Below are 24,602 nucleotides of genomic sequence, written 5' to 3' on the forward strand. Positions count from 1 at the left end.
CCTTCGATGGCACGGACCCCGGTCCACGACCGGATCCTGCGGCTGCTGTCCGCCCCGCCCGCCGAACCCGACCTGTCGGCGGGCTATCTCGACCTGCTCGGCCCCGGCGCCGCGCCCGCCCCGACGGTCGCCCAGCGGGTGATGCGCTCGACGTTCCTGCCGCAGATCTACGAACGCCTGTGGCGGCCGGTCGGCTTCAACCTCGCCAAGGGCTGGCCGTTCGGCCCCGACACCGCCGCCGAGCAGGCCCTGGCCCGCGACTGGCTCGGCCTGGGCCGGCCCGGCGACGCCGGGAGACCGGCCGCGACCGTCCTGGACGTCGCCTGCGGCCCCGGCAACGTCACCCGCGCCCTGGCGGCGGGCGTCGCCGGGGACGGCCTGGTCGTCGGGCTGGACGCGGCCCCCGCGATGCTGGACCGCGCGGTGACCGACACCGCCGGCACCACCGGCGGCGGCGCGATCGGCTACGTGCGCGGTGACGCGGTGGAGCTGCCGTTCGGGGACGCGACGTTCGACGCGGTGTGCTGCTTCGGCGCGCTGTACCTGTTCGACGAGCCGTGGACCGCGCTGGAGTCCATGCTGCGCGTGCTGAGGCCCGGCGGCCGGATCGTCATCCTGACCTCCCGCCGTCCGGTCCTGCCGGTGGGACGGCTGGGCGCCGAGGCGTTCGGCCGGGTCGCGGGGCTGACGGTGTTCGGCGACCGCGAGGTGACGGGCTTCCTCCGGGAGCACGGGCTGACCGACGTCCGGCAGCGCCGCTTCCCGCTGATGCAGCTGGCGGGAGCCCGCAGGCCGTGAACGGGCCCGGGCCGTGGCGGTCGGCGTGCCGCGTCACACCGTCCGCCACGGCCCCGGGGTCCGCTGCTCCCCTCAGCGGAGTCCCGCTCCGCGGAGCGCTCGCTCAGCGCAGCCGTTTCTCGATGTAGATGTTCTCGATGCCGCCGATCTTCTCGCGGCGGGTCTCCTTCCACCCGAACGAGCGGTACAGGGTCAGGGCCGCCTGCTGGTAGGCCGTGGTGTCGCCCTTCAGGAGGCGGTAGCCGAGCTCGACGGCGCGTTCCTCCAGGGCCCGGACCACCGCCGCGCCGTAGCCCCGGCGCTGGCGGTCCGGACGGACGCGCAGCCGCACCATCTCCGCCGCGTCGAGGGCCGGGTTCCCCAGGGCGTAGCCGCCGAACGCGCGGGACGAGCCGCCGGGGACCAGGTCGGCGCGGCGCAGGCCGCCCATCGCGACGATCTCGCCGTCGGACTCGCCGACGAGGAACTCGCCGTCGTTGCGCAGATAGATCTCCTCCATCCGGAAGAAGTCATGGTCGTAGTAGACGCCGTCGCCGGGGCGCAGGCCCACCTGGGCCAGGCCCTCACGGTGCAGGTCGAGCACCGTGGCGTGGTCGGTCGCGCGGTAGCGGCGCAGGCGCAGGCCGCCGACCGGCCCGCCCAGCCGCCACACCGGGGGCTCCGCCTGGAGCCGGACGAGGGTCCGGGCACCGGCGGGGCCGTCGCCCCCGTCGCTGCGCGCGGAGGCACGTCGCACCTCCCCTGCGGCCTGATCATGCTGCCGAGGGGTGCTGTCCGGGGATTCCATCGCCCGTCAGACCTGCTCTGAGGGCGGGACGGCAGGCGGCGCGGGGGGTGACGCCTTGGTCGGGCTCGTCACCGAGGGACCGCTCAACGCCTCGTAGAAGTCGCGCAGCATCGGGCTGTCGCCGTACTTGGCGCGCACCGTCGCGCCGATCTGCCTGGCCCGGTGGACCAGGATGTCGCTGCGGTGCTCGGTCGGCAGCTCCTCGATCGCCTCGCGGGCCGTGGCCAGCGCGGCGTCGATGTGCCCGGCGTGCAGCCGGCAGGCCGCCCGGTCGAGGCGGACCAACGTCAGGTCGACCCGGTCGGTCGGCGCGTAGAGGGTGAGCGCGCGGCTCAGCGCCTCGTCGCCCGCCCGGTGGTCACCGAGGTTGGTGAAGGTGTCGCCCTCATAGAAGGTCATCTGCCGGTCGGTGAAACCGAACGCCAGGTCTCCGGTGTCGTCCCTGGAGAGCTGGTCGAAGACCGCGCGGCCCCGCACCAGCGCGCGGCGCGCGCTCGGGGCGGCGTCGCCACGGCCGCGCAACGCGAGCATGCCGAGGGCGCGCGCCTCCACCGCGGGCGCCATCGCGGCCGCCACGCTGGGGGTGCGCCCCGCCAGGTCCTGCGCCTTGCGGGCCAGGTGCAACGCCTCACGCGGATCGCCGTAGTACATCGGGACCAGCGCCTCGCGCACCGTCACCCAGGCGCGCAGCTTGCGGTCGGCGGTCTCGTCGGCGGCCGTGCGGGCGGTCCGGAAGAACGAACGGGCCAGCCGGTGGTCACCCAGATTGATCATGATCAGCCCGGACAGCCCGGACAGCTGGGCGGCGATGCGGCACAGCCGTTCCTGCAACTCCACCGGCTGGCGCTTGTCGCACATGCGCCGCACCTCGCTGAAGTCCAGCAGCACGTCGCACAGCATCCGCAGCGACGGCGTCGCCTGGTACTGCTGACCGTAACCGAGGGTCGTCTCCTCCCACTGGTCGAGCATGGTCGGCGACACCGTGGCACTGACCAGGGTGTCGTCCATCTTGCGACGAAGGTTGTCCACTGCGCCCAGGAACTGACCGTCGAGCGCCACGCCCGCCCCGGCCAGTAGTTGCAGAAGGGTCCTACGAAGCACGATGTCCTCCTCTCCCACATCGATGGAAAGGGGGCCTTCGGCGCGGTCAGGGCCCCGTTGCTGTTCGATGACCGTCATCCGGTGACGGTCGCCAGGGACGAGGACGGCGCCCTCCAGGGCGTCGGGTTCCCCCGGTCCTCGCCGGTCCGGCCCCTCCGGCAGGGGCGCGGTGGCGTCGACCAGGCGGACCGCGTGCCCGCGGCCGCAGATGCAGGGGCTCTGGTACCCGAGCTTGTCGGGCTCCACCCGGTAGACGGCGCAGAGATAGTGCAGGTACTCCGGACCCGGTCGTTTGTAGCCGCTCTCGTAGGCCGACAGCAGCGTCTCCCCCAGCTTGGGGGCGGGCTTGCCGTCCACCTCGAACAGCGCTCTGACCTGGGCGACGATGTCGGACAGCGCGACACCGTGGGCCAGCCGGTGTGCCTTGACCATGCTGGTCCCGAACAGCGGCCCGCACTGGTCGTGGATCTCGTGGGCGATCTCCACGGGGGAGCGTCCACGCGCCAGACCGTACGCACGGATGCGCCGAGCGATGTCCGTCTCTTTACGAGGGGGGTCCGACATCGTTTTCCGGCCTCCTCACCGCCGGCCCGCCGGACCCCTCCCTTGGGAGCGGGGCCCCGCGACCGCGGCGACCGGTGTCCAGATGGCCACGACTGATAATCTCTCGCGCACGCAGCGTAACGCCGTCAACAGGGCAGGCCAAGCCTTCCCTGAGAAACCCGGGCGGCCTGGGCGCAACCTTCAACACCAGGGTAGAGATTTATCCTCCACAGAGGACCAGAACACCTCTGAGGAGGCAAAATCGCGTCCTTCGCGGGACAGCGGCACCCTTGACCCTCCACCGTGTGAGTTGCAATTCTCACCCCGAGCGACCAACCGGTCCCGCAGAGTTCGATCAACGGCCCGCCCCCGGGCCGCATCACGGGGTCGATCCGGCGCTCAGGGAGCGATCACGTGCGGGCGGCGCGAGCCGCCGCGCGGGAGGCACGACACACGGGAACGTCGGAGCAGACCTCGCAGCACGAACGACGGAGGGGGTGCGCAGGTGGTCAGCGACAGACGCGTCGACTACCTAGAGGAGCTGGAGCAGGAACTCGACACGCGCGGGCTCGTCGCCCGGGTCGTGCGGACCCGTTCCGGGCCCGCCTTCCTGCGGGTGGTCAACCCGGAGGCGGCCAGCCTCGCCGAGGACGTGACCTGCGCCCCGGCGCCCGAGTCACACGATCATTACTACTGGTGGTCCTGGGGGGAGCGCATGCACCGGGTGGACGATCCGGGCGGCGCCGCGGTGAAACTGGCGCACGTCCTGCAGCCGCTCCGGCGGGAGCTGCGCGGCGAGACGGGCGGCACCGCGACGCGGGACCCCGGGGCGCAGGGCCTCGGGTCCCACCTGCCCGGACCGGCACCGACCGAGTGGCCGTCCGGCCACTCCTGAAAGCCGGGCGCGTCCCGTGGTCCCGCGGCCGGTACGGCGCGGCGGCCGCGGCGTACCGCGGGACGCGCTCGCCCCATCCCGGTGCGTGCACGGGCGGTGCGGTGCGTGCGCGGGCGGTCCGCCGCCCGCGCACGCACCACATCGAAGGAACCGCCATCGAGGGAACCGACGGGACAGACATCCGACCGGAGGAGCCGATGAACCGGACCGACCGACCGGAACGGCGGGCCATGGGCACGGCGCGGCGTCGCGGGGGCGCGGCGCGACGTCTCCGGTCCCCCGCTCCCCGGCCCTTGGGCCACCGGCTCTCCGCGCCGGCAGGCTTCCGAGCCGGACCGGCAGGACCTGCTGCCCCACACGGGACATTTTGGGAAATTTTCGAAATCTATCCCCACGGAGACCCCCTCCGGCGATTGGTCCGGCGAAAGCACACCGGGCGCGCAGTTCGACAAGACCATAGGTAGAGGATTTTCCACCGCGGAGGTCGCCCCGACGGCCTCCGCGAGGGTCGGCCCGTCCGACCACTCCGGGCACCGAGAGGGAGAACACCGACCTTCCCGGAGTGCCGCGGACCCGGCGCACCCACGCCCGCACACCGGGTCCGCGGCACGCGAGCCACCCTCCCCGGCCGGGTGACGCCACCCGCCCGGCGTCGTACGAACCGGTCGTCACCGTCCCCTACGATCGGGCTCGTGCCGCCGCAGGTCCACGGCGACGTGACGTGAAACCCACAACCGGCCGGGGAGGGTCCGCCCGATGTCAGCGACGATGAACGCCCTTGCCGCCCAGGCGGTGACGGCCGCCGAGCCGCTGCTGCCCTGGGCCCAGAACGGCGGCTCGGCCGAGAAGGCGTGCGCGCCCGGCGAGCCCAGCATCGCCTGCCGGATCGTCTGGAACGTCTCCAACGACGACTTCACCCGTTTCTACCGGACCTGGCTGGACGGCCCGCTCAACACGACCGTCACGATCGTCATCACGCTCGCCATCGCGCTGCTCCTGCGCAACATCGCCCACCGCATGATCACCAGGGTGACGCTGCGGATGGCCGAGAGCACCATGTCGGAGAAGGTGCGCGAGCGCAGCCGCACGGCGTTCGAGGGCTCCCCCGCGCTGCTGTCGCAGCGGCGGGCGCAGCGCGCCAGGACGCTGGGCTCGGTGCTGCGCAGCATCTGCTCCATCGTGATCATGGGCACGGCGGCGTTCAGCTGCCTCGGGGTGATCGGCCTGAACCTGACCCCGGTGCTGGCCAGCGCCACCGTGATCGGCATGGCGGTCGGCTTCGGCGCGCAGAACATCGTCAAGGACTTCCTGGCCGGGCTGTTCATGCTGCTGGAGGACCAGTACGGCGTCGGCGACTTCATCGACGTCGGCACCGCCAAGGGCACCGTCGAGGCCGTCACCCTGCGGGTCACCCGGATGCGCGACGTCAACGGCGTCGTCTGGTACGTCCCCAACGGCGAGATCAAGAAGGTCGGCAACGAGTCCCAGAACTGGGGCCGCACCGTCCTGGACATCCCGGTGGACATCACCGAGGACATCGAGAAGGTCAAGGAGATCCTCCAGAACACCGCCGACGCGCTGGCCTCCGACCCGCACTGGGACGACCTGGTCCTGGAGGAGCCCTCGGTGTGGGGCGTCCAGGAACTGGCGGGCAACGCGCTGGTGATCCGCGTGGTGCTGAAGACCGCGCCCGGCAAGCAGGGGGACGTGGCCCGCGAGCTGCGCGAACGCGTCAAGGTCGCGTTCGACGAGGCGGGCGTGACGGTCGCCACCCCGACCGCCCCGGCCTGATCGTCGCCGGTTCTCCCCCCGGAATAAGCGACCGCTCGCGTAGGCTGGAGATCGTTATGACGCAACAGGTCACCTTTTACGAGGCGGTCGGCGGCGAGGAGACCTTCCGTCGCCTGGTCCACCGCTTCTACCAGGGCGTCGCGGACGACCCCCTGCTCCGCCCGCTCTACCCGGAAGAGGAGCTCGGCCCGGCCGAGGACCGGCTGCGGCTGTTCCTCATCCAGTACTGGGGCGGGCCCAACACCTACAGCCAGCAGCGCGGCCACCCCCGGCTGCGGATGCGGCACAACCCGTTCGTGATCGGCGAGGCCGAGCGGGACGCGTGGCTGCGGCACATGCGGGACGCCATGGACGAGCTGGCGCTGCCCGAGCAGCTCGACCGCATGATGTGGGACTACTTCATCATGGCCGCCAACAGCATGATGAACGCGCCCATCAACGGGTGACCCCGCCCCCGCGACGGGGTAGATCGCCGGGTATGACACCATCCCCCCGGAACGTTCCGGGCGACGGCGTTCCCTGGTGGCGGAACGCCGTCGTCTACGAGGTCTACGTCCGCAGCTTCGCCGACTCCGACGGGGACGGCGACGGCGATCTGGCGGGTGTCCGCTCCCGGCTGGGCCACCTGCGCGACCTGGGCGTGGACGCGCTGTGGCTCACCCCGTTCTACGTCTCGCCGCTGGCCGACGGCGGCTATGACGTCGCCGACTACCGGGACGTCGATCCCCGGTTCGGCTCGCTGCGCGACTTCGACGACCTGGTCTCCGCCGCCCACGACCACGGGCTGCGGGTGATCGTCGACATCGTGCCCAACCACACCTCCGACCGGCACCCCTGGTTCCGGGAGGCGGCGAAGTCCCCGCCCGGCTCCCCCGCCCGCGACCGGTACATCTTCCGCCCCGGCAAACCCGACGGCTCCCCGCCCAACGACTGGCCCTCGACGTTCGGCGGCCCCGCCTGGACCCGGCTGGACCCCTCCGACGACGCGAGCGAGTGGTACCTGCACCTGTACGCGCCCGAGCAGCCCGACCTCAACTGGCGCAACCCCGAGGTCCGCGCCGAGTTCGAGACCATCCTGCGGTTCTGGCTGGACCGGGGCGTGGACGGGTTCCGCATCGATGTGGCGGCGGGCCTGTTCAAGGACGCCAACCTCGCCGACCTGGGCGAACGCCGCCGCCATGTGGTGGACGGCCCCATCTACAGCCGTCCGGAGGTGCACGAGGTGTACCGGGACTGGCGGCGCGTCCTGGACGCCTACCCCGGCGAGCGGATGGCGATCGGCGAGGTGTGGACCGACAGCGCCGCCGAGCTGGCCCGCTACCTGCGGCCGGACGAGCTGCACCAGGTGTTCCAGTTCGACCTCCAGCTCGCGCCGTGGTCGGCCCCGGCGTTCCACAAGGTGGTGACGGCGGCGCTGCGCGAGATCGAGCCGACGGGCTCGGCGCCGACCTGGGTGCTGTCCAGCCACGACGCGGTGCGGCACCTGACCCGGTACGAGCAGCGCGGCGGCGTTCCGGGGATCGGGTACGCGCGGGCGCGGGCGGCGCTGCTGTTCCTGCTGGCCCTGCCGGGCTCGGCCTACCTGTACCAGGGCGAGGAGCTGGGGCTCCCGCAGGCCGACGTGCCCGACGACGCCCGCCAGGACCCCGTCTTCCTGCGCACGGGCGGGGTGGAGAAGGGCCGCGACGGCTGCCGCGTGCCGATCCCCTGGTCGGACCGGACCTCCCCCTACGGCTTCGGGCCGGAGGGGACGCGCCCCTGGCTGCCGATGCCGGAGGGCTGGGCGTCCCTGACGGTCGAGGCGCAGCGGCAGGACCCGGGGTCGATGCTGTCGTTCTACCGGGAGGCCCTGCGGCTGCGGCGCGAGCTCACCCCGGGCCTGCCCGGGACGCTGGAGTGGACCGAGGTCACCGAGACGACGCTGGCCTTCCGGCGCGACCGGCTGGTCTGCGTGGTCAACTTCGACGAGAACCCGGTCCGCCTGCCCGAGGGCCGGCCGGTCCTGACCACGATCCCGCTCTACGGCGACCTGCTCCCCGGCAACGCCGCCGCCTGGCTGACCACCTGAGGTACACGCCGAAACGCACGCGGCACCCGTCCCCACGAGGGACGGGTGCCGCGCGCCGTTCCAGCCGAAACCACCGGAGCGGGGGGTGTGGGGGGTCGCCCCCCACACGGGACTGCTTACAGCGGGGGGCGACGGCCTTCCAGCTTCAGGGGGTCGTCGGCCTGGTCCAGGACCGAGGCGGAACGGACGCCCGGCTGGACGGCCGCCCAGCGCAGCAGGTCCGCGGTGGCCTTGGCGCGCTGCGCGTCCGGCAGCGTGCCGATCAGGCGGCCGCTGTGGTTCTGGCCCGGGGAGGTGTAGACGTAGGAGTCACGGCTGCCCCGGCCCAGCCGGAACGGCTCGGCCTTCCACGGGTCGTTGCCGCCGTAGACGAACATGAGCTGGCGGCCGTGGTTGCGGACCCAGGAGTCGATGTCGCGCATCGCCTTGCCGCCGTCCCAGCGCACCTTGATCGAGCGCGGCAGGTAGGCGCGGGCGTTGTTGTAGGTGTGCTCGTACCGCAGGTAGGGGCGCAGGTGCTTGAACTTGGGGTTCGGAGCGCCGAGCTGGTAGCCCGCCTGGTAGTAGTACGGCAGGTACGGGTCCAGGCCCTGGTCGGTGTAGAACGACAGGCCCGCGATGGCGTCGAGGCTCTTGTAGAGGGTGTCGTCGTCGGCCTTGGGCGATGGCACGATCTTGCAGTCCGACTGCAGGTGGTACTGCCAGAAGCCCCACTCGTAGTCCATGACCGAGTTCTCGAACGCCCGGTCCATGGTCCGCAGGTACTCGAACGTCCAGCCGTTCTTGGCGGCGTCGGCCTTGAAGCGCTTCAGCATCGCCGGGCGGCGCTTGAGGAGCTCGCGGGCCACGCTCTTGAGCTGGGCGCGGCACTGCGGGTCGGTGCCGACGGTGGCGAAGAAGCGGTCGTAGGCGCTGTCCTCGCGGTCGTTGACGTTGTTGGGGGCCACGTAGGCGACGGTGCCGTCCACGTCGCGCGGGTAGAAGCGCTTGTGGTAGACGGCGGTCATGCCGCCCTTGCTCGCACCGGTGGAGATCCACTTCTTGCCGTAGATCTTCTTGAGCCGCGTGATCAGGCGGTGCTCGTCGGTGGCGGCCTGCCAGATGGTGTCCTTGGTCCAGTCGGTGGGGACCGGGCGGGACGGGGTGAAGTAGCGGTACTCGACCGAGACCTGGTTGGCGTCCAGCAGCGTGGTCGGCTCGGACCGGAACATCACCTCGGGGGTGTGGTAGCCGCTGGTGTACAGCACCATCGGCTTGCCCGCGTCCTTGTGCTGGAGCATGACCCGCTGCTCGAACCACTGGCCCTTGGGCTTGCGGTGGTCCACCGGCTGCTTGTAGGTCAGCCAGAACCAGCGGTAGCCGGGAAGGGTGGAGGGTTTCTCCTCCACCTTCATTCCGGGGATCGCCTTGAGCTGGGCCGTGATGTCGGCCGGAGTCGCCTGGGCGGGAACGGCGGTGAGGGCACCGCCCGCCAGCCCGGCGGCCAGCAGCAGGGCGGCCGTTCCTTGTGAGAAGCGCGGCATGGCGCCCCTTTCACGTGGGGAGATCGTGAATCAGCAGGGGCACCATAAAGGGAAAATCGCGGCCAAAACGGATTCATGTCGCGCTTGTTATGCACCCGTGACGGCCCGGTTGTCAGCCCTCCGTGACCAGGCGTAGCGTCGAGAACACACGCGAGGGGGGCGTGATGTTCGTTCAGATCATTCAGGGCCGGATCACCGACGCGGCGGCGCTGCGCGCCGCGATCGACCGCTGGGTCGCCGAGCTGGCCCCGGGCGCGTCCGGCTGGCTCGGCGCGACCGCCGGGGTCACCGAGGACGGGTCGCTGTTCAACCTCGCCCGGTTCGCCACTCCGGAGGACGCCCGCCGCAACAGCGACCGGCCCGAGCAGGGCCGCTGGTGGGAGGAGGTCTCCCGGCTGTTCGACGGTGAGCCGGTCTTCCACGACTGCGAGCGCGCCGAGACGTGGCTGGACGGCGGGTCCGACGGGGCCGGGTTCGTCCAGGTGATCCAGAGCCGGGTCCGCGACTTCGACGGGCTGGTCGCCCGCATGCGGGAGCGGGCCGTCCCGCGGCTGCGCGCGCTGAGGCCGGACGTGATCGGCGGGCTGATGTGCCCGCACGGCGACGGCGGCCTGACCGAGGTCGTCTACTTCGCCTCCGAGAAGGAGGCCCGCGAGGGCGAGGGCCGGACACCGCCGCCGGAGGCGCAGGCGGAGATCGAGGCGCTGACGCGCTTCTACGAGGGCGGCCTCACCTACCTCGACCTGCGCGACCCCTGGCTGTACTCCCCCTGAGCGTCAGTCCGCCGGGGGCAGGTAGCGGCCGATGAACTCGCGTTCGTAGGGGGTGAACCGGCGCAGCCGGTTGCCCTCCACGTCGAACGCCACGATCGTCGAGGCCGCCTCCGCGTAGACGTGGTCGTCGTCGCACACGCGGTAGGCCAGCCTGCACGAGGCCGCGCGGGCCTCGGTCACCCATGTCTCCACCCGGATCGGCCACACGGTCGGCAGCAGCGGCGTCCGGTAGTCGATCTCGTGCCGCGAGATCACCATGCCGCGCACCGGCTCCTCGCCCTTGCGCACCGGGTCGCCGTGGAACATCTCCAGCCGGGCGTCCTCCAGGTAGCCGAGGAACTTCACGTTGTTCACGTGCCCCTGGGAGTCGATGTCACCGAACCGGATCTTGAACTCGTACACATGCCGGAACTCGGCCGGGGGCACCTCGCTGCGCTGCATGTCCTCGCCTGGGGGTCGGTGACGTCGCTCCTGGTCGGGCCCGATGGTACCCGGCGGAGAACGCGGCGGAGCGCCGCACCCGGCGTGGGGTGCGGCGCTCCGGCCGTGCGTTCCGTCCCGCGGTGATCAGTCGCGGGTCAGGCGGCGGTGGGTGACGCGGTGCGGGCGGGCGGCGTCGGCGCCCAGCCGCTCGACCTTGTTCTTCTCGTAGTCGGCGAAGTTGCCCTCGAACCAGAACCAGTTCGAGCCCTCTTCCCACGCCAGGATGTGGGTGGCGATGCGGTCGAGGAACCACCGGTCGTGCGAGGTGATCACGGCGCAGCCGGGGAACTCCAGCAGCGCGTTCTCCAGGCTGGACAGGGTCTCGGTGTCCAGGTCGTTGGTGGGCTCGTCCAGCAGCAGCACGTTGCCGCCCTGCTTGAGGGTGAGCGCGAGGTTCAGGCGGTTGCGCTCACCGCCCGACAGCACGCCGGCGGGCTTCTGCTGGTCGGGGCCCTTGAAGCCGAACGCGGCCACGTAGGCGCGCGAGGGCATCTCGACCTGGCCGACCTTGATGTGGTCCAGGCCGTCGGAGACGACCTGCCAGACGTTCTTGTTCGGGTCGATGCCGCCGCGGCTCTGGTCCACGTAGGAGATCTGGACGGTGTCGCCCAGCTTGACCGCGCCGCCGGTCGGCTCCTCCTCGCCCACGATCATGCGGAAGAGGGTGGACTTGCCGACGCCGTTCGGGCCGATGATGCCGACGATGCCGTTCGGCGGCAGGTTGAACGACAGGTTCTCCATCAGGACCCGGTCGCCGAACGCCTTGGTCAGGTCGTCGGCGACGATCACCGTGTTGCCCAGGCGCGGGCCCGGCGGGATCTGGATCTCCTCGAAGTCCAGCTTGCGGGTCTTGGCCGCCTCGGACGCCATCTCCTCGTAGCGCTGGAGACGGGCCTTGGACTTGGTCTGGCGGGCCTTCGGGTTGGACCGGACCCACTCCAGTTCCTCCTGGAGGCGCTTCTTGCGCTTGGCGTCCTTGTTGCCCTCGACCTTCAGGCGCTCGGCCTTCTTCTCCAGGTAGGTGGAGTAGTTGCCCTCGTAGGGGAACAGGCGGCCGCGGTCGACCTCGCAGATCCAGCCCGCGACGTTGTCCAGGAAGTACCGGTCGTGGGTGACCGCGAGGACGGTGCCCTCGTACTTCTCCAGGAACTGCTCCAGCCACTGCACGGACTCGGCGTCCAGGTGGTTGGTGGGCTCGTCCAGCAGCAGCAGGTCAGGGTGCTCCAGCAGCAGCTTGCACAGCGCGACGCGGCGGCGCTCACCACCGGACAGGTTCTTCACCGGAAGGTCGCCGGGCGGGCAGCGCAGCGCGTCCATGGCCTGCTCGAGCTGGGAGTCCAGGTCCCAGGCGTTGCGATGGTCGAGCTGCTCCTGGAGCTTGCCCATCTCGTCCATCAGCTCGTCGGAGTAGTCGGTCGCCATCTTCTCGGCGATCTCGTTGAACCGGTCGAGCATCGCCTTGGTCTCGGCGACGCCCTCCTCGACGTTGCCGAGGACGGTCTTGTCCTCGTTCAACGGGGGCTCCTGCTGCAGCATGCCCACGGTGTAGCCGGGCATCAGGCGGGCCTCGCCGTTGGAGGGCTGCTCCAGGCCGGCCATCATCCGCAGCAGCGTGGACTTGCCCATGCCGTTCGGCCCCAGCACACCGATCTTGGCGCCGGGCAGGAAGCTCATGGTGACGTCGTCAAGGATGACCTTGTCACCGTGCGCCTTGCGCACACGCTGGAAAGTGAAGATGTAGTCGGCCATGGTTCCCAAGCCTAGAGGGTTTTCAACACCGTTCGTTGCAACGTCGTCAGGCCCGCCGGCATTCCGGCGGGCACGGGGCGGACGGGCCGGTGGGGCGGGGGGCGGCGATCAGGCCTCGGGTTCCCTGGAACCGTCGACCGCCGGGAGGCAGACGCGGTCGCGGCCGGACTGCTTGGCCCGGTACAGCGCCAGGTCGGCCGCCGCCAGCAGCTCGATCAGGTCCTCGCCGTGCATCCGGAACAGCGAGACCCCGACGGAGATCGTCACGGTGACGGTGCCGTCGTCGGTGGGGACGGCCAGGCGGCGGACGCGGCCGCGCAGGCGTTCGGCGACCCGGCACGCCTCGACGGTGTCGGCGCCGGGCAGCAGCACCACGAACTCCTCGCCGCCGAAGCGGCCCACCACGTCGTAGTCGCGGAGCTGGCCGCACAGGGTGCTGGCGACGCCGACCAGGACCTGGTCGCCGACCAGGTGGCCGTGGGTGTCGTTGACCTTCTTGAAGTGGTCGATGTCGATCAGCAGCAGGGCCAGCGGGTCGTGGGTGCGCACCGAGCGGGACAGCTCGGTGTCGGCCTCGCGCTGCCAGGCGGCGGCGTTCAGCAGGCCGGTCTTGGCGTCGGTGCGGGCGGCGGCCTGGAGCTGCTGGTGCATCAGGCTGCGTTGCAGCAGCATCACCGGGGGCAGCGCCAGCAGCAGCATGCCCAGCGACAGGGTGCTGGTGACGGCCACCAGGACCCCGACGCACAGCTCGACGACGTCCAGCAGCAGGCTCTCGCGGTTCCACAGGACGTCGCGCCAGCGGCTCTCGGGCTCGGCGGCGTGCGCGGCGACGGCCACCAGCAGCGTGTTGACCACCGCGAACAGCGCGGCGCAGCCGATCGCCACGGGGATGCCGGGGTAACCCTGGACCACCCAGTCGGGGGTGCCGGCCAGCGGAGCGGGCACCGCCCGGTGGAACACCACCGACGCCGCGGCCCCGGCCAGGCCCAGCGCCGAGGTCACCAGGATCCGCCGGTGCGGCAGCGTGCGGCGCACCCGGAACTGGAGCAGGATCTGCAACGGGATCGGCGTCAGCAGCGCGTACAGCGGGGGCAGCAGCAGCGCGGCGGGCAGCCACCACGCCGACAGCAGGTCGCGCGCCACCCCGGCGGGCATGCCGAGCCGGCGCGTCGCCTCGATGCAGACCGCGCCGCACGCCAACAGCGCGGCAAACGTCAGTAGATCTTCCGGCCGGAACGCGGTGCCGAGCAGGGCGACGACGGTCAGCACCAGGTGCAGGCCGACGACGGCGGGCACGTACACGGCCAGGAAGGGCGGGCGGCCCGCAACCGCCCCCCGGCCGGGCTTCGGGGCCAGCTCACCGCCACGATCCTCGGCGGACGACTGCACTGCCGTCATCCTTCCCCCCTACGGCTCACGTTGTGTAACACGATAGTTGCAACGTGTGCGGAACGCGTTGGAAAACGGTACCTTCGATTACGCGGGCGGCCGGACGGCCGCCCGTCGCGGGGCCCGCGGGAGGCCGCGGCCCGCGACGCTTCCGGAGGGGGAGAGATCATGGGCGTTTCCTGGATCTGATCGGAAAGCGGCCGCAACCCCGACGGCACGGAGTGTCGGCCCGCCTCCGTCCCGTCCTCCGAGGATCCCGCACCCGGCGATCCGACACGCGAGGTTCGCGCACATCGGGCGGATCAGGATCGCGAGGGTCGCTCCATCACCCTGATGGACGGCGCCGAGCCCTCCCGGTCAAGGGTCTCCGCCCGTTCCCCGATCTCCGCGAGCCGCGCGGTGATCTCGTCCCGCAGGGCGTCCAGCCGTCCGCACATCTCGGCGCGCAGCGACTCGGCGGTGTCGTCGACCCGGCCGCGCAGCCACTCCGACGAGGACTGGACCTGCTCGCGGTGGGCCTGGGCGTTGACGCCGATCTGCTCCCGCAGCACCTCGGTGGCGCCCTGGACATGCCCTCGCAGCGCCGCCACGTCCGCCCGCACCTGCCCGCGCAACCGGTCCACATGCCCCTGCGTCTCCCTGCGCTGCCCCTCGGCCTCGGCCTGCATCTCCCGGCGCAACCCGTCGGTGCCGGCGTGCAGCTCGGCCCGCAGCCCGCCGAGCCCGGCCCTCATCTCGGCCCGCAGCCCCTCGCAGGCGGCGCCCGTCCCCGCGCGCAGCCCCTCCACCGAGGCGGCCGTCTCCCCGCACAGTCCCGCCACCTCCGCCTTGATCATCCGAACGGCGAAGGTCACGGTCACGAGGATCGCGGCCGAGAAGAGCGTGATGGCAACCCAGCCTTGATTCATAATTACCGAGCGTACATCAACTTTTACTCTCCGCATAGCCGGTTGGGAAGCGACGTCCCCCTTCCCCCTGTCGCGTTCACCCCTTGAGCCCGGAACTCCAGGACTTCCACCCATTCCCAGCAAACGCCGCGACCACACAGCAAGTCCCCGATCCCTATCGCTCCCGGGCGACGCCCCCGGGCCCGTCGCGGGGACGGTCCGGCGGGCGAGCGAGACCTCCGTGATCGCGAACCGGTCCCGCCACGACGGCGCGTCGGCGAGCCGCCGCCCGATCCGCTCCGCGTCCCGACCCCACACGTCGAGGGTGACGACGGCGTGCTCCGGCTCCGCCGGGGAGGCGCCCAGCACGGCGCCCGCGACCAGCGGGGACAGGCGCACCTGCACGCACGCGACGTGCTCGCCCCGCACCCGCACTTCTCACCCGTTGGCGCGGGTGGGACGTCAGGCGGGTCGGGGCGGGCGGCTCTGCGTGGTTCGGGCGGGGTCAGGGCGTGGTGGTCTCCTCGGGGGTCGATGTCGTGGGAGCGGTTTCTCGGGGCTCGTGGTGGTCGGGGGCGGCCCGATCGGGCGGGTGGAACGTCGCCGCTCCCCGGCTCAGGTCGTGGCCCACCGTCAGGGCCTCCACCTCGGCGGAGAAGCGCCACTGGCCGTCGCGTTCGTACTGGCGGATGCGCAGGCGGCCGGTCACCACGACCGGATGGCCCCGGCGGAACCGGGAGGCGCGGACGTTGTCGGCCAGGGCCCGCCAGCAGTTGACCGTCAGGAACAGGGACGGCTCGTCGTGCCACTGGGCCGTGCGGCGGTCGTAGCGGCGGGGCGTGCAGCCGACCCGTAACGCCAGGTACGGCGTGCCCGAGGCGGTCGTGCCGTGGCGGGGGTCGTCGGCCACCCAGCCGGTGACGGTGATCAGGGCCTCGTTCACGGGTCCTCCACGGGTGATGCCGGGCCCGGAGTCTCCGGGCCCGGCATCCACGGTGCAGGACGGGAGGGCGGCGGCGGAAGGGCCGTCCCCAGGTTGTGGACAACCTCCGGTCAGGCGCTGCGGACCGCGTCCACGTCGTTCCGGAACGCCGCGTACGCCGCCAGCTCGGCGGCCACCGGGCGCAGCACCTTCTCCTCGGCGACGCCGCCGATGCGGTCGCGCATGTCGCGCTCCATCCGGTCGCCGTGCCGGGCCGACGACAGGGCGACCAGGTTGCGGCAGGCGGAGGAGGTGAGCCAGCCCATCCCCAGCGTGCAGACCACCAGGACCGCCACGTACGGGATCAGGCCCGCCTCGCCGAGCAGGCCGTCCATGTCGCCGAGGCCGAGCACCCCGTAGGCGATCAGCAGGCCGATCCACACCACGCCCAGCACGCTGGTCAGCGTCAGGAAGTACTGCCAGGTCTTCACCAGCCACCACCAGCGCGGCACCTGGTTGAACGCGGGCAGCGCGTCCTTCAGCGCCTCCCCCAGGTCCTCGGGCAGCTCGTGCGCGTGGGAGCGGGCGGCGGCGCGGACCGCGCGGGCCCACGGCGCGGGCAGGCCGGCGGTGACGCCGTCGGTGGCGGCGGCCAGGGCCGCGTCCACGTCGCCCTGCTGCGCGCCGACGGGGCCGGTGAACGCCCCCCGCAGCTCCTCGCGCAGCTCCGACAGCTTCATCCGGCGCAGCGGGTCGCGGCGCAGCCGGTCGACCAGGGCCGCCGCCGGCCAGCCCACGAAGTCGGCGGCGCGCAGCTCGTAGGCGCTCTCCATCGTCTCGGCGACGGCGGGCGCCCCGGCGGCGGAGGTGAGGTTCTGGATCAGCTCCTCGCGGTGCGCCTCGTCCACGCCCGCGGGCGGCTCGGCCGCGCCCCGGTACTCGGCGAACCGGTCGGCCAGGCCCGTCACGTCGGTGGCCAGGCGCTCGTTGCGGGCGCGGCGGGCGGCGACGGTGTCCACCAGCACCTCGCGGAACCCGGCCACCCCGTCGGACGTCACCGCCGACGTCGTGATGATGTTCGGATTGCGCAGGCCCTCGGCCTCCAGCAGGCGGCGCAGGTCGGCGACGCACTCGTCGACCTCGGCGGCCTCCAGGCGGTCGATCTGGTTCAGCACGATCAGCGTGACCGACGCGTACCGGGCGAACGGCACGATGTAGTTGCGGTGCAGCGCCGCGTCGGCGTACTTCTGCGGGTCCACCACCCACACCAGCAGGTCCGCGACGCCGATGAACCGGTCCACCTCGGCGCGGTGCATCGCCTGGATGGAGTCGTGGTCGGGCAGGTCCAGCAGCACCAGGCCCTGCAACGAGGAGTCCGAGCGGGCGACGTCCAGGGCGCTGGCGCGGGCGTAGCGGTGGCGCTTGTCCACGTCGAGCCAGTCGAGCAGCGGCCCGGCGCCGTCCAGGCCCCACACGCAGGCGTGCGCCTTGGAGGTCATCGGGCGGCGCAGGCCGGTGGGCGACAGCTCCAGCCCGCAGACGGCGTTGAACAGGGACGACTTGCCGCTGCCGGTGCCGCCCGCGAGCGCGACGACGGTGTGCTCGGCCGACAGCCGCAGGCGCTGCCCGGCCCGGTCCAGCAGGGCCTCGGCGTCGTCGAGGAGCCGCTGGTCGAGCCGTCCGGTCGCGGCCCGGACGACGCGGTCCAGGGCCGCGAGGCGGTCGGGCAGGCCGGGCGGCTCGGGCACCGGGGCGGGGACGGGCGCCACCGGGACGTCCGGGGCCGGGGGATTCGCGGGCGAATCGTTGACCTGGGTGGTCATCGGGCGACCTCAAGGTTGTAGGTGGCCTGGTACAGCGAGACGGGAACGGTCTGGTCGGGGATGCCGGCCGCGTCGAGCGCCTGCCCGAACCGGATGGCCTCCTCGTCGAACAGCATCCCGATGCGGCTGCGCAGGTCGGCGCGGGCCTTGGCGCCCATGCCGCGCAGCGACTCGGCGCCGAACAGCGCCTTCAGCAGCCGCTGCGGCAGCGCGCTGGTGCCGCCCTCCACCTTGACGTCGGTGGTGCCGTAGCCGAGCAGGCCGACCATCAGCACCAGCGACAACGCCTCGGGGTCGAACGACACCAGCTTGGCGACCGAGCGCTTGGTGACGCCCTCGGTGCGGACGAGTTCCTGGACGTGGTCCTGCCAGGAGCTGACGGCGCGGGTGACGCGGCGCGACAGCTCCGGCGAGACGCCCTCCAGCGGGGCGGGCCCGCCGAGGACCCGCTCGCCCGCCGGGTGCTCGCGCCAGCCGGTCAGGACCTGCTCGGCGGCGTGCTCGGCCGACGACATGATCAGCGATTCGAGGCCGCCGCGCAGCGCCGCCTTCAGCGCGCGGACGCGGGCGGGGCTGCGGTGCCGCCGCGCCGAGCCCCGGCCCCGGCGGCGGCGCGCGTGCAGGGAGCGCAGCAGGTCGCCGGTCCCGGCGAAGTCCTGCCAGCGGGCCAGCACCTCGCCGCGCAGCAGCGAGCCGTTGCGGGTGGCCTCGTCCAGCTCGGCCAGCGCGGTCGCGTAGGCCGACTCGACCCGCTGGGCGAGTTCGGCGCGCTGCTCGACCTGCACCTCGACCTGCTTGGCCAGCTCGGGGACGCGGGTGCGGAAGCTGTCGAGCACCCCGGCCAGGGTGTCGCCGATCACGACCTCGCGGCCGTCGCCGTTCTCGGCGACCCCCACCAGCCAGGACCGGATATCGGCGACGGCCTCCTCGGGCAGGCGGCTGTCCTCGATGCGGGTCTCGGGCACGGTGAAGCGGTGCGCGTCGCCGACGCCGTTCTCGGTCAGCATCTCGCCGAAGTGCTCGACGACCTCCTGGCCGGCGCCGTCGGGGACGCGCGACAGCACCACGCCGATGGTGGCGCCGTTCTCCTTGGCCCGCCGGAGCATCTGCCAGACCTGCGCGTCGGCGTACCGGGCGGCGGTGGTGACGCACAGCCACAGGTCGGCCGCCGCCATCAGCTTGGTCGCGAACTCGTAGTGGTCCTCGAAGACCGAGTCGAAGTCGGGGCTGTCCAGCAGCGCCAGGCCGGGCGGCAGCGCCTCGCTGGCGATGACCACCAGCTGGTCGCCGGCGATGGCGTCGGGCGCGGGCCCGCGCACGCGGCCCATGCCGGGCAGCAGCGGCCCCTCCATGAACCAGTCCACGTGGTCGGGGTGGCACACCAGGATGGGGCTGGAGGTGGTGGGCCGCAGCACGCCGGTGGCGGACACGCGCGCGCCGACCAGCGTGTTGACCAGCGTGGACTTGCCCGCGCCGGTGGAGCCGCCGAGCACCACCAGCATGGGCTTGCCGGAGGCCTGGACGCGCGGCAGCACGTAGTCCGCGAGCTGGTTGCGCAGCTCGTCGCGGGCCTCGCGGGCCTCCTCGACGCCGGGCACGTCCAGCACGAACTCGAACGCCCCGAGCTGCTCGCGCAGCGAGGTGAGCGCGGCGACCAGCTCGCCGCGGGTCATCTTCGCCGCGCCGGTCCCGGCCCCGGTGACAGGCGGGGCGCCGGGCGGGGCGCCGGGCACGATGTCGGGAACGGTCTCCGGTACGGGCTCGACGGCCGGGGCGTCGGGCACGGTGTCGGGGACGGGCTCGACGGCGGCGCTCGCCCCGGGGGACGTGGCCAGCGCGTCGACGGCGGCCGCGACGTCCAGGCCGGGCGGCTCGGCGCCCTTCCCGGGCCCGGGGGGCGCCTCCTCGCCGGCGGGCTCATCGGCCTCGGCGACCTCGGCGACCTCGGCGGGCTCGCCGGGCGTGTCGGCCTCGGCCGGGCCGTCGGCCGCCGCCTCCTCCCAGCCCTTCCCGGGCGCGTCGGCGGACGCCCCGGCCGCGCCCGCGACCTTCGTGTCGCCGGGGACCGCGTCGTCCGGCGTCGCCTCGCCGGCCGCCGGTTCCCCGGCCTTCACCGGGGGTTCCTCGGCCTTCGCGGGCGTGTCCCCGGGCTTCGGCGGGGTCTCGCGCTTGGCGTGCCTGCCCTTGGCGTGGCGGCCGCGAGGCTCCGGGAGCGGCACCCCGGCGGAGGCGCCCGCCGTGTTCCCGCCCTCCTCGGAACGCTCGGAGGCGGAACCGGTCCCGCCGGTCTCGTCGTGCAGCGCGCTTCGTTCTGCCGGGGGTGTCACGGATCCCGTCCCATGTCCGCTCGAATCATGTCGATCTCTCGTGCCACGGTGACCACGTCGCCCACCACCACGATCGCCGGAGGCCGGACGCCCGCCTCGGTCATGGCGCCGGCCACCGTGCCCAGGGTGGCCGTCAGCGCCCGCTGGCCCGGGAGCGTGCCGTCCTGCACCACCGCGACCGGCGTGTCGGACGACCGACCATAGCGTATGAGGGCCTCGGCGATGAGGGGCATGCGCTCCACCGCCATCATCAGCACCAGCGTGCCGTTGGAACGGGCCAGCGCCGACCAGTCCACCGTGGAGTCGGGGTGGCCGGGGGCGACGTGCGCCGAGACCACGTGGAACTCCTGGGAGACCCCCCGGTGCGTCACCGGGATGCCCGCGGCGGACGGCACCGCGACCGGGCTGGTGATGCCGGGGACGACCGTCACCGGGATCCCGTGCCGGGCGCAGTGGATCGCCTCCTCGCCGCCGCGCCCGAACACGAACGGGTCGCCGCCCTTGAGCCGCACCACGAACTTGCCCTGCTTGGCGTGTTCCACCAGGTAGTCGTTGATCCGCTCCTGGGTGACGGTGCGCCCGTAGGGGATCTTGGCGGCGTCGATGACCTCGACGTCGGGGGGCAGCTCGTCGAGCAGCTCGCGGGGGGCGAGCCGGTCGGTGACCACGACGTCGGCCATGGCCAGCAGCTGGCGTCCGCGCACGGTGATCAGGCCGGGGTCGCCGGGGCCGCCGCCGACCAGGGCGACGCCGACCGGCTTGCGGCGGGACTGACGGGACTCCAGCGCCCCGTCGCGCAGGCCCTCCACGATCGCGTCGCGGATGCCGGCCGCGCGGCGCGGGTCGCCGCCCGCCAGCACGCCGACGGTGGCCTCCCCGGCGTGGCCGGACGCGGGGGTCCAGCCCGGGGAGGCGTCGGCGTCGTCGGCGCGCACCGACCAGATGCGCCGCTCCTCGGCCTCGGCGACGACGGCGGCGTTGACCTTGCCGTCATCGGTGACGGCCTGGACGAGCCAGGCCCCTTCGCAGTCGCCGGGCCGGTAGGGGCGGGCGTGCCAGGTGACGCGTCCGTCGTTGATCAGGTCGTCGAGCGAGGGCGTGACCTCGGGCGAGACCAGCACGACGTCGGCTCCGGCGGCCAGCAGCGCCGGAACGCGGCGCTGGGCCACGCGTCCTCCGCCGACGACGAGGACGCGTCGGCCGCCGAGTCGCAGGCCGAGCAGGTACGGGGGCACGTCGGTGTTCTCTCGTTGCTGAGGGTCGGCGGTCTCGCCGGACGCGGGTGACGGACTTGTTCCTTTGTGGACCAAAGGTACTCGGCCGGGCCAGATCATGGAGAGGGTCCCCGGCCAGTTGACACCCGACGGTGACTTCTCCCGTGATCACGTTGTTACGTCCGGGACGGTTTGTCGCTCACCCCGGCCGAGTCGAAGGTGGCGACCTCGTGGAGGACCCGGACCGCGCCTTGGACCAGGGGCAGCGCCAGCAGTGCGCCGGTCCCCTCGCCGAGCCGCAGTTCCAGGTCCACCAGAGGATGGAGTCCCAGGTGGGACACGGTAGCGGAATGTCCCGGTTCGGCGGAACGGTGACCCGCCACGCACGCGCCGAGGGCGTCCGGGCACAGGGCGGCGGCGACCAGCGCGGCGGCTCCGGCGATCACGCCGTCGAGGACGACGGGCACGCGCAGCGCGGCGGCCCCGAGGATGAACCCGGCGAGCGCGGCGTGCTCCAGCCCGCCCACGGCGGCGAGGATCTCCAGGGGCGGGCGCCCGGCCGGGCGGTGCAGGTCCAGGGCGGCGGCGATCACGGAGATCTTGTGGGCGTGGGTGGCGTCGTCGATGCCGGTGCCTCGCCCGGTGACCTCCGCCACCGGCCGCCCGGTGAACGCCGCGACCAACGCCGCCGACGCGGTGGTGTTGGCGATGCCCATGTCGCCGGTGAGCAGGCAGCGCGCGCCGCCCGACACCAGGTCGCGGGCGACCTCGATGCCGGTCTCGACGGCGCGGCGGGCCTGGTCGGCGGTCATCGCCGGGCCCCGCGTCAGGTCGGCGGTGCCCTTGGCGATCTTGCGCGGGAGCAGGCCGGGCGCGGGGTCCAGGTCGGCGGCCACGCCGACGTCCACGACGCTGACCTCGGCCCCGACCTGCCGCGCGAACGCGTTGACGACCGCGCCCCCGGCCAGGAAGTTGGCGACCATCTGGGCGGTCACCTCCTGCGGCCAGGGGGTGACGCCCCGGGCGTGCACGCCGTGGTCGGCCGCGAACACCGCGACGGCGGCGGGCTCGGGCAGCGGCGGCGGGCACTGCCCCGCCAGCCCGGCGAGCCGGACCGAGACCTCCTCCAGCACGCCGAGGGAGCCGGGCGGCTTGGTCAGGCGGTTCTGCAGGTCGCGGGCGTCGCGCATGGCGGCCTCGTCCAGCGGACGGATGGCGGCGATCGTCTCGTCGACGAGGTTCACGGTGTCCTCCCCGGGCAGGCCGCGTCGGCCGTAGGTCTCGTTGTGGACCGCCCACGACAGCGGGCGGCGGTGCGCCCAGCCGCTCAGCGCGAGCTGGGGGGCGGGCGGGAACGCCTCCACGTGCCCCACGCACAGGTAGGCGACGACCTCCAGGTGCTCGGGGAGGCCGAGTTCGGCGTTCAGCTCGCGCTCGTCGAAGAAGCTGACCCAGCCGACGCCGAGGTTCTCGGCGCGGGCGGCGAGCCAGAGGTTCTGGACGGCGCAGGCCACCGAGTAGGGGGCGGTCCGGGGCTGGCTGTGGCGGCCCAGGGGGTTGCGCCCGCCCCGGGTGGGGTCGCAGGTGACGGCGATGTTGACCGGGGCCTCGCGGATCGCCTCGATCTTCATGCCGTCGAAGCGGGCCGCCCGGGAGGGGACCAGCGAGGCGGCGTAGATCCGGCGCTGGCGTTCGGCGAGGGCGTGGACGCGGGCGCGGCGCCCCGGATCCCGGATGATCACGAAGTCCCAGGGCTGGGTGAGGCCGACCGAGGGGGCCCGGTGGGCGGCCTCCAGGACGCGGGTGAGGGTCGCGTCGTCCACCGGGTCGGGCCGGAAGCCGTCGCGGATGTCGCGGCGCTCCGCGATCACCCGCTGGACGGCGTCCGCGTGGACGGCCTCAGATTCCCAGCTCACCCAGCACCTCCAGCAGCCGGTCGTTGGTCTCCCGGTCGCGCACGGCGACGCGCAGCCAGTCCGGGCCGAGCCCGGGGAAGGTGTCGCCGCGGCGGACGGCGTAGCCGCGTCCGCGCAGCAGGGCGCGGATGCCGAGGGCGTCGGGGACGCGCAGGCACAGGAACGAGGCGCGCGGCTCGGGCACCACGTACAGGCCGCGCGTGGCCAGCTCGGCCGCGAGGCGGTCGCGTTCGGCGCCCATCTCGGCGGCCCAGGCGTCGGCCTCGGCGACGGCCTCGGGCGCGCAGCACGCCTCGACCGCCACCAGGGCGGGGGTGGACACCGCCCACAGCGGCTGCGTCCCGGCCAGCCGCGCGACCAGGTGCCGGTCGGCCAGGACGTAGCCCGCCCGCAGCCCGGCCAGGCCCCAGGTCTTGGTGAGGCTGCGCAGCACGACGACGCCGGACGGCAGCCGGCTCGCCAGGGACTCGGGCTCGCCGGGGACGCAGTCCATGAACGCCTCGTCCACCACGACGGTGCGGCCGGGCCGGGCCAGCGCGGCGATCATGGCGGCGGGGTGCAGCACCGAGGTCGGGTTGGTCGGGTTGCCGATCATGACGAGGTCGGCGTCGGCGGGGACCAGCGCGGGGTCCAGGGTGAAGTCCTTGCCGAGGATGACCCGTTCCACCGGGTGCCCGGCGGCGCGCAGCGCGGCCTCCGGCTCGGTGAACTGCGGGTGCACCACCACGGCCCGCTCCGGCCGCAGGGCCCGCGCCAGCAGCACGAACGCCTCGGCGGCCCCGGCGGTCAGCAGCACCTCCTCGGTGGCGCGGCCGTGGCGGCGGGCCACGGCGCGGCGGGCCCGCGCGGGGTCGGGGTAGGCGGCCAGGTCGGCGACCGCGTCGCGGAGGCGGGCGGCGAGCCAGGCGGGCGGGGTGCCGGTGCGGACGTTGACGGCGAAGTCGACCAGGCCGTCGCCGACCTCGGCGTCCCCGTGGTGCCGCAGGTCCGGTTCGTCGGCGGTCACGAGAGGTCCCCCTCGAAGTAGAGCAGCGCGTTGAGGGCCGCGGCGGCGACGGCCGAGCCGCCCTTCTCCGAGACGTTGCTGACCTGCGGCAGTCCGCTGTCGCGCAGCGCCCTCTTGGCCTCGGCCGCGCCGACGAACCCGACCGGCAGGCCGATGACCAGGGCGGGCCGGACGTCCCGCTCGATGATCTCGTGGAGCGCCGAGGGGGCCGAGCCGACGACCCAGACCGCGCCGGGGCCGACCTCGGCGTAGGACAGCCGGACGGCGGCGGCCTCGCGGGTGATCCCGGCGGCGCGGGCCAGGCGGGCGGCGGCGGGCTCGTTGAGCTGGCACACCGCCGGGCGTTCGGTGATCCCGGCGGCGACCATGCCCTCGTCGGCGACGATCGGGGCCCCGGCGCGCAGCGCGGCCAGGCCGCGTTCCAGGTCCTCCTCGCGGGTGACCAGGTCCACCGCGTACTCCAGGTCGGCGCTGGCGTGGATGACGCGCTCGGCGACCGCCCGCCACAGCGGCGGCATCGGGGACAGGTCGACGCGGGACCGCAGGATCTCGTACGACCGGACCTCGACGGGATGGGGCTGGCGGACCTGGTGGACCTCGGTCACCG

The 24,602-nt window shown here is 73.2% G+C and carries 20 protein-coding genes; 6 read left to right on the forward strand and 14 right to left on the reverse strand.

Annotated features, from left to right (window positions below; translation table 11 throughout):
• Positions 1 to 6: 6 nt before the first annotated feature.
• A complete protein-coding gene (locus tag HNR61_RS12700; RefSeq protein WP_182843346.1) occupies positions 7 to 798 on the forward strand; it encodes a class I SAM-dependent methyltransferase in 792 nt (263 codons plus the stop codon).
• A 103-nt stretch (positions 799 to 901) separates the two neighbouring features.
• Here HNR61_RS12700 and HNR61_RS12705 read toward each other — a convergent pair whose 3' ends face one another.
• Entirely contained in the window at positions 902 to 1,534 is a 633-nt protein-coding gene (locus HNR61_RS12705) for a GNAT family N-acetyltransferase (protein ID WP_312897878.1), read from the reverse strand.
• A 57-nt stretch (positions 1,535 to 1,591) separates the two neighbouring features.
• Positions 1,592 to 3,172: an NsdA family TPR-like regulatory protein gene (locus HNR61_RS12710; RefSeq protein WP_182843348.1), complete on the reverse strand. Its 1,581-nt coding sequence runs from the start codon at positions 3,170 to 3,172 to the stop codon at positions 1,592 to 1,594.
• A gap of 562 nt (positions 3,173 to 3,734) precedes the next feature.
• Between HNR61_RS12710 and HNR61_RS47605 the strand changes: the two genes are divergently transcribed.
• From HNR61_RS47605 to HNR61_RS12730, 4 genes are all read left to right on the forward strand, one after another.
• Positions 3,735 to 4,124, forward strand: coding sequence for a hypothetical protein (locus HNR61_RS47605; protein WP_245681653.1), 390 nt, complete (start codon positions 3,735 to 3,737; stop codon positions 4,122 to 4,124).
• A gap of 756 nt (positions 4,125 to 4,880) precedes the next feature.
• Entirely contained in the window at positions 4,881 to 5,915 is a 1,035-nt protein-coding gene (locus HNR61_RS12720; protein WP_246442646.1) for a mechanosensitive ion channel family protein, read from the forward strand.
• A 56-nt stretch (positions 5,916 to 5,971) separates the two neighbouring features.
• A complete protein-coding gene (locus HNR61_RS12725; RefSeq protein WP_182843349.1) occupies positions 5,972 to 6,361 on the forward strand; it encodes a globin in 390 nt (129 codons plus the stop codon).
• A gap of 32 nt (positions 6,362 to 6,393) precedes the next feature.
• Complete coding sequence (locus HNR61_RS12730) at positions 6,394 to 7,983, forward strand: glycoside hydrolase family 13 protein (RefSeq protein ID WP_182843350.1); 1,590 nt, start codon at positions 6,394 to 6,396, stop codon at positions 7,981 to 7,983.
• A 116-nt stretch (positions 7,984 to 8,099) separates the two neighbouring features.
• Here the strand turns inward: HNR61_RS12730 and HNR61_RS12735 are convergent, their stop codons facing one another.
• Positions 8,100 to 9,506 carry a S28 family serine protease gene (locus HNR61_RS12735; protein ID WP_182843351.1) on the reverse strand — a complete coding sequence of 469 codons (1,407 nt, stop codon included), beginning with the start codon at positions 9,504 to 9,506 and terminating at the stop codon, positions 8,100 to 8,102.
• A gap of 164 nt (positions 9,507 to 9,670) precedes the next feature.
• On the opposite strand from HNR61_RS12735, the gene HNR61_RS12740 reads away from it, so the two are divergent.
• Positions 9,671 to 10,279 (forward strand): hypothetical protein, encoded by a 609-nt coding sequence (locus tag HNR61_RS12740; RefSeq protein WP_182843352.1) that lies wholly within the window; start codon positions 9,671 to 9,673, stop codon positions 10,277 to 10,279.
• Positions 10,280 to 10,282: 3 nt separating this feature from the next.
• Here the strand turns inward: HNR61_RS12740 and HNR61_RS12745 are convergent, their stop codons facing one another.
• The 11 genes from HNR61_RS12745 to HNR61_RS12795 all read right to left on the reverse strand — a co-directional run bounded on the left by HNR61_RS12745 (position 10,283) and on the right by HNR61_RS12795 (position 24,600).
• Positions 10,283 to 10,720 (reverse strand): acyl-CoA thioesterase, encoded by a 438-nt coding sequence (locus HNR61_RS12745; protein ID WP_182843353.1) that lies wholly within the window; start codon positions 10,718 to 10,720, stop codon positions 10,283 to 10,285.
• A gap of 126 nt (positions 10,721 to 10,846) precedes the next feature.
• On the reverse strand, positions 10,847 to 12,511 hold the full coding sequence (gene ettA, locus HNR61_RS12750; protein ID WP_182843354.1) for an energy-dependent translational throttle protein EttA: 1,665 nt from the start codon (positions 12,509 to 12,511) through the stop codon (positions 10,847 to 10,849).
• Positions 12,512 to 12,619: 108 nt separating this feature from the next.
• Positions 12,620 to 13,909, reverse strand: a complete 1,290-nt coding sequence (locus tag HNR61_RS12755) for a sensor domain-containing diguanylate cyclase (RefSeq protein ID WP_182843355.1) — start codon at positions 13,907 to 13,909, stop codon at positions 12,620 to 12,622.
• 293 nt (positions 13,910 to 14,202) lie between these two features.
• Positions 14,203 to 14,754 carry an apolipoprotein A1/A4/E family protein gene (locus HNR61_RS12760; protein WP_182843356.1) on the reverse strand — a complete coding sequence of 184 codons (552 nt, stop codon included), beginning with the start codon at positions 14,752 to 14,754 and terminating at the stop codon, positions 14,203 to 14,205.
• 538 nt (positions 14,755 to 15,292) lie between these two features.
• Positions 15,293 to 15,730, reverse strand: coding sequence for a single-stranded DNA-binding protein (locus HNR61_RS12765; protein WP_182843357.1), 438 nt, complete (start codon positions 15,728 to 15,730; stop codon positions 15,293 to 15,295).
• A gap of 110 nt (positions 15,731 to 15,840) precedes the next feature.
• Positions 15,841 to 17,532: a GTPase family protein gene (locus HNR61_RS12770; protein ID WP_246442649.1), complete on the reverse strand. Its 1,692-nt coding sequence runs from the start codon at positions 17,530 to 17,532 to the stop codon at positions 15,841 to 15,843.
• Positions 17,529 to 19,859 carry an AAA family ATPase gene (locus HNR61_RS49135; protein WP_312897879.1) on the reverse strand — a complete coding sequence of 777 codons (2,331 nt, stop codon included), beginning with the start codon at positions 19,857 to 19,859 and terminating at the stop codon, positions 17,529 to 17,531. The genes HNR61_RS12770 and HNR61_RS49135 overlap by 4 nt, the downstream gene beginning before the upstream one ends.
• Complete coding sequence (cobA, locus tag HNR61_RS12780) at positions 19,856 to 21,094, reverse strand: uroporphyrinogen-III C-methyltransferase (RefSeq protein ID WP_312897880.1); 1,239 nt, start codon at positions 21,092 to 21,094, stop codon at positions 19,856 to 19,858. The genes HNR61_RS49135 and cobA overlap by 4 nt, the downstream gene beginning before the upstream one ends.
• Positions 21,095 to 21,249: 155 nt before the next feature.
• A complete protein-coding gene (gene cobT / locus HNR61_RS12785; RefSeq protein ID WP_182843359.1) occupies positions 21,250 to 22,989 on the reverse strand; it encodes a nicotinate-nucleotide--dimethylbenzimidazole phosphoribosyltransferase in 1,740 nt (579 codons plus the stop codon).
• Positions 22,973 to 23,995, reverse strand: a complete 1,023-nt coding sequence (gene cobC, locus HNR61_RS47615) for an Rv2231c family histidinol phosphate aminotransferase CobC (RefSeq protein WP_182843360.1) — start codon at positions 23,993 to 23,995, stop codon at positions 22,973 to 22,975. The genes cobT and cobC overlap by 17 nt, the downstream gene beginning before the upstream one ends.
• Positions 23,992 to 24,600, reverse strand: a complete 609-nt coding sequence (locus HNR61_RS12795; RefSeq protein WP_312897881.1) for a precorrin-8X methylmutase — start codon at positions 24,598 to 24,600, stop codon at positions 23,992 to 23,994. Before HNR61_RS12795 ends, cobC begins: the two co-directional genes overlap by 4 nt.
• Positions 24,601 to 24,602: the final 2 nt, after the last annotated feature.

Origin of the sequence: Actinomadura kijaniata, from assembly GCF_014138665.1 — a bacterium.
GTDB lineage: Bacteria > Actinomycetota > Actinomycetes > Streptosporangiales > Streptosporangiaceae > Spirillospora > Spirillospora kijaniata.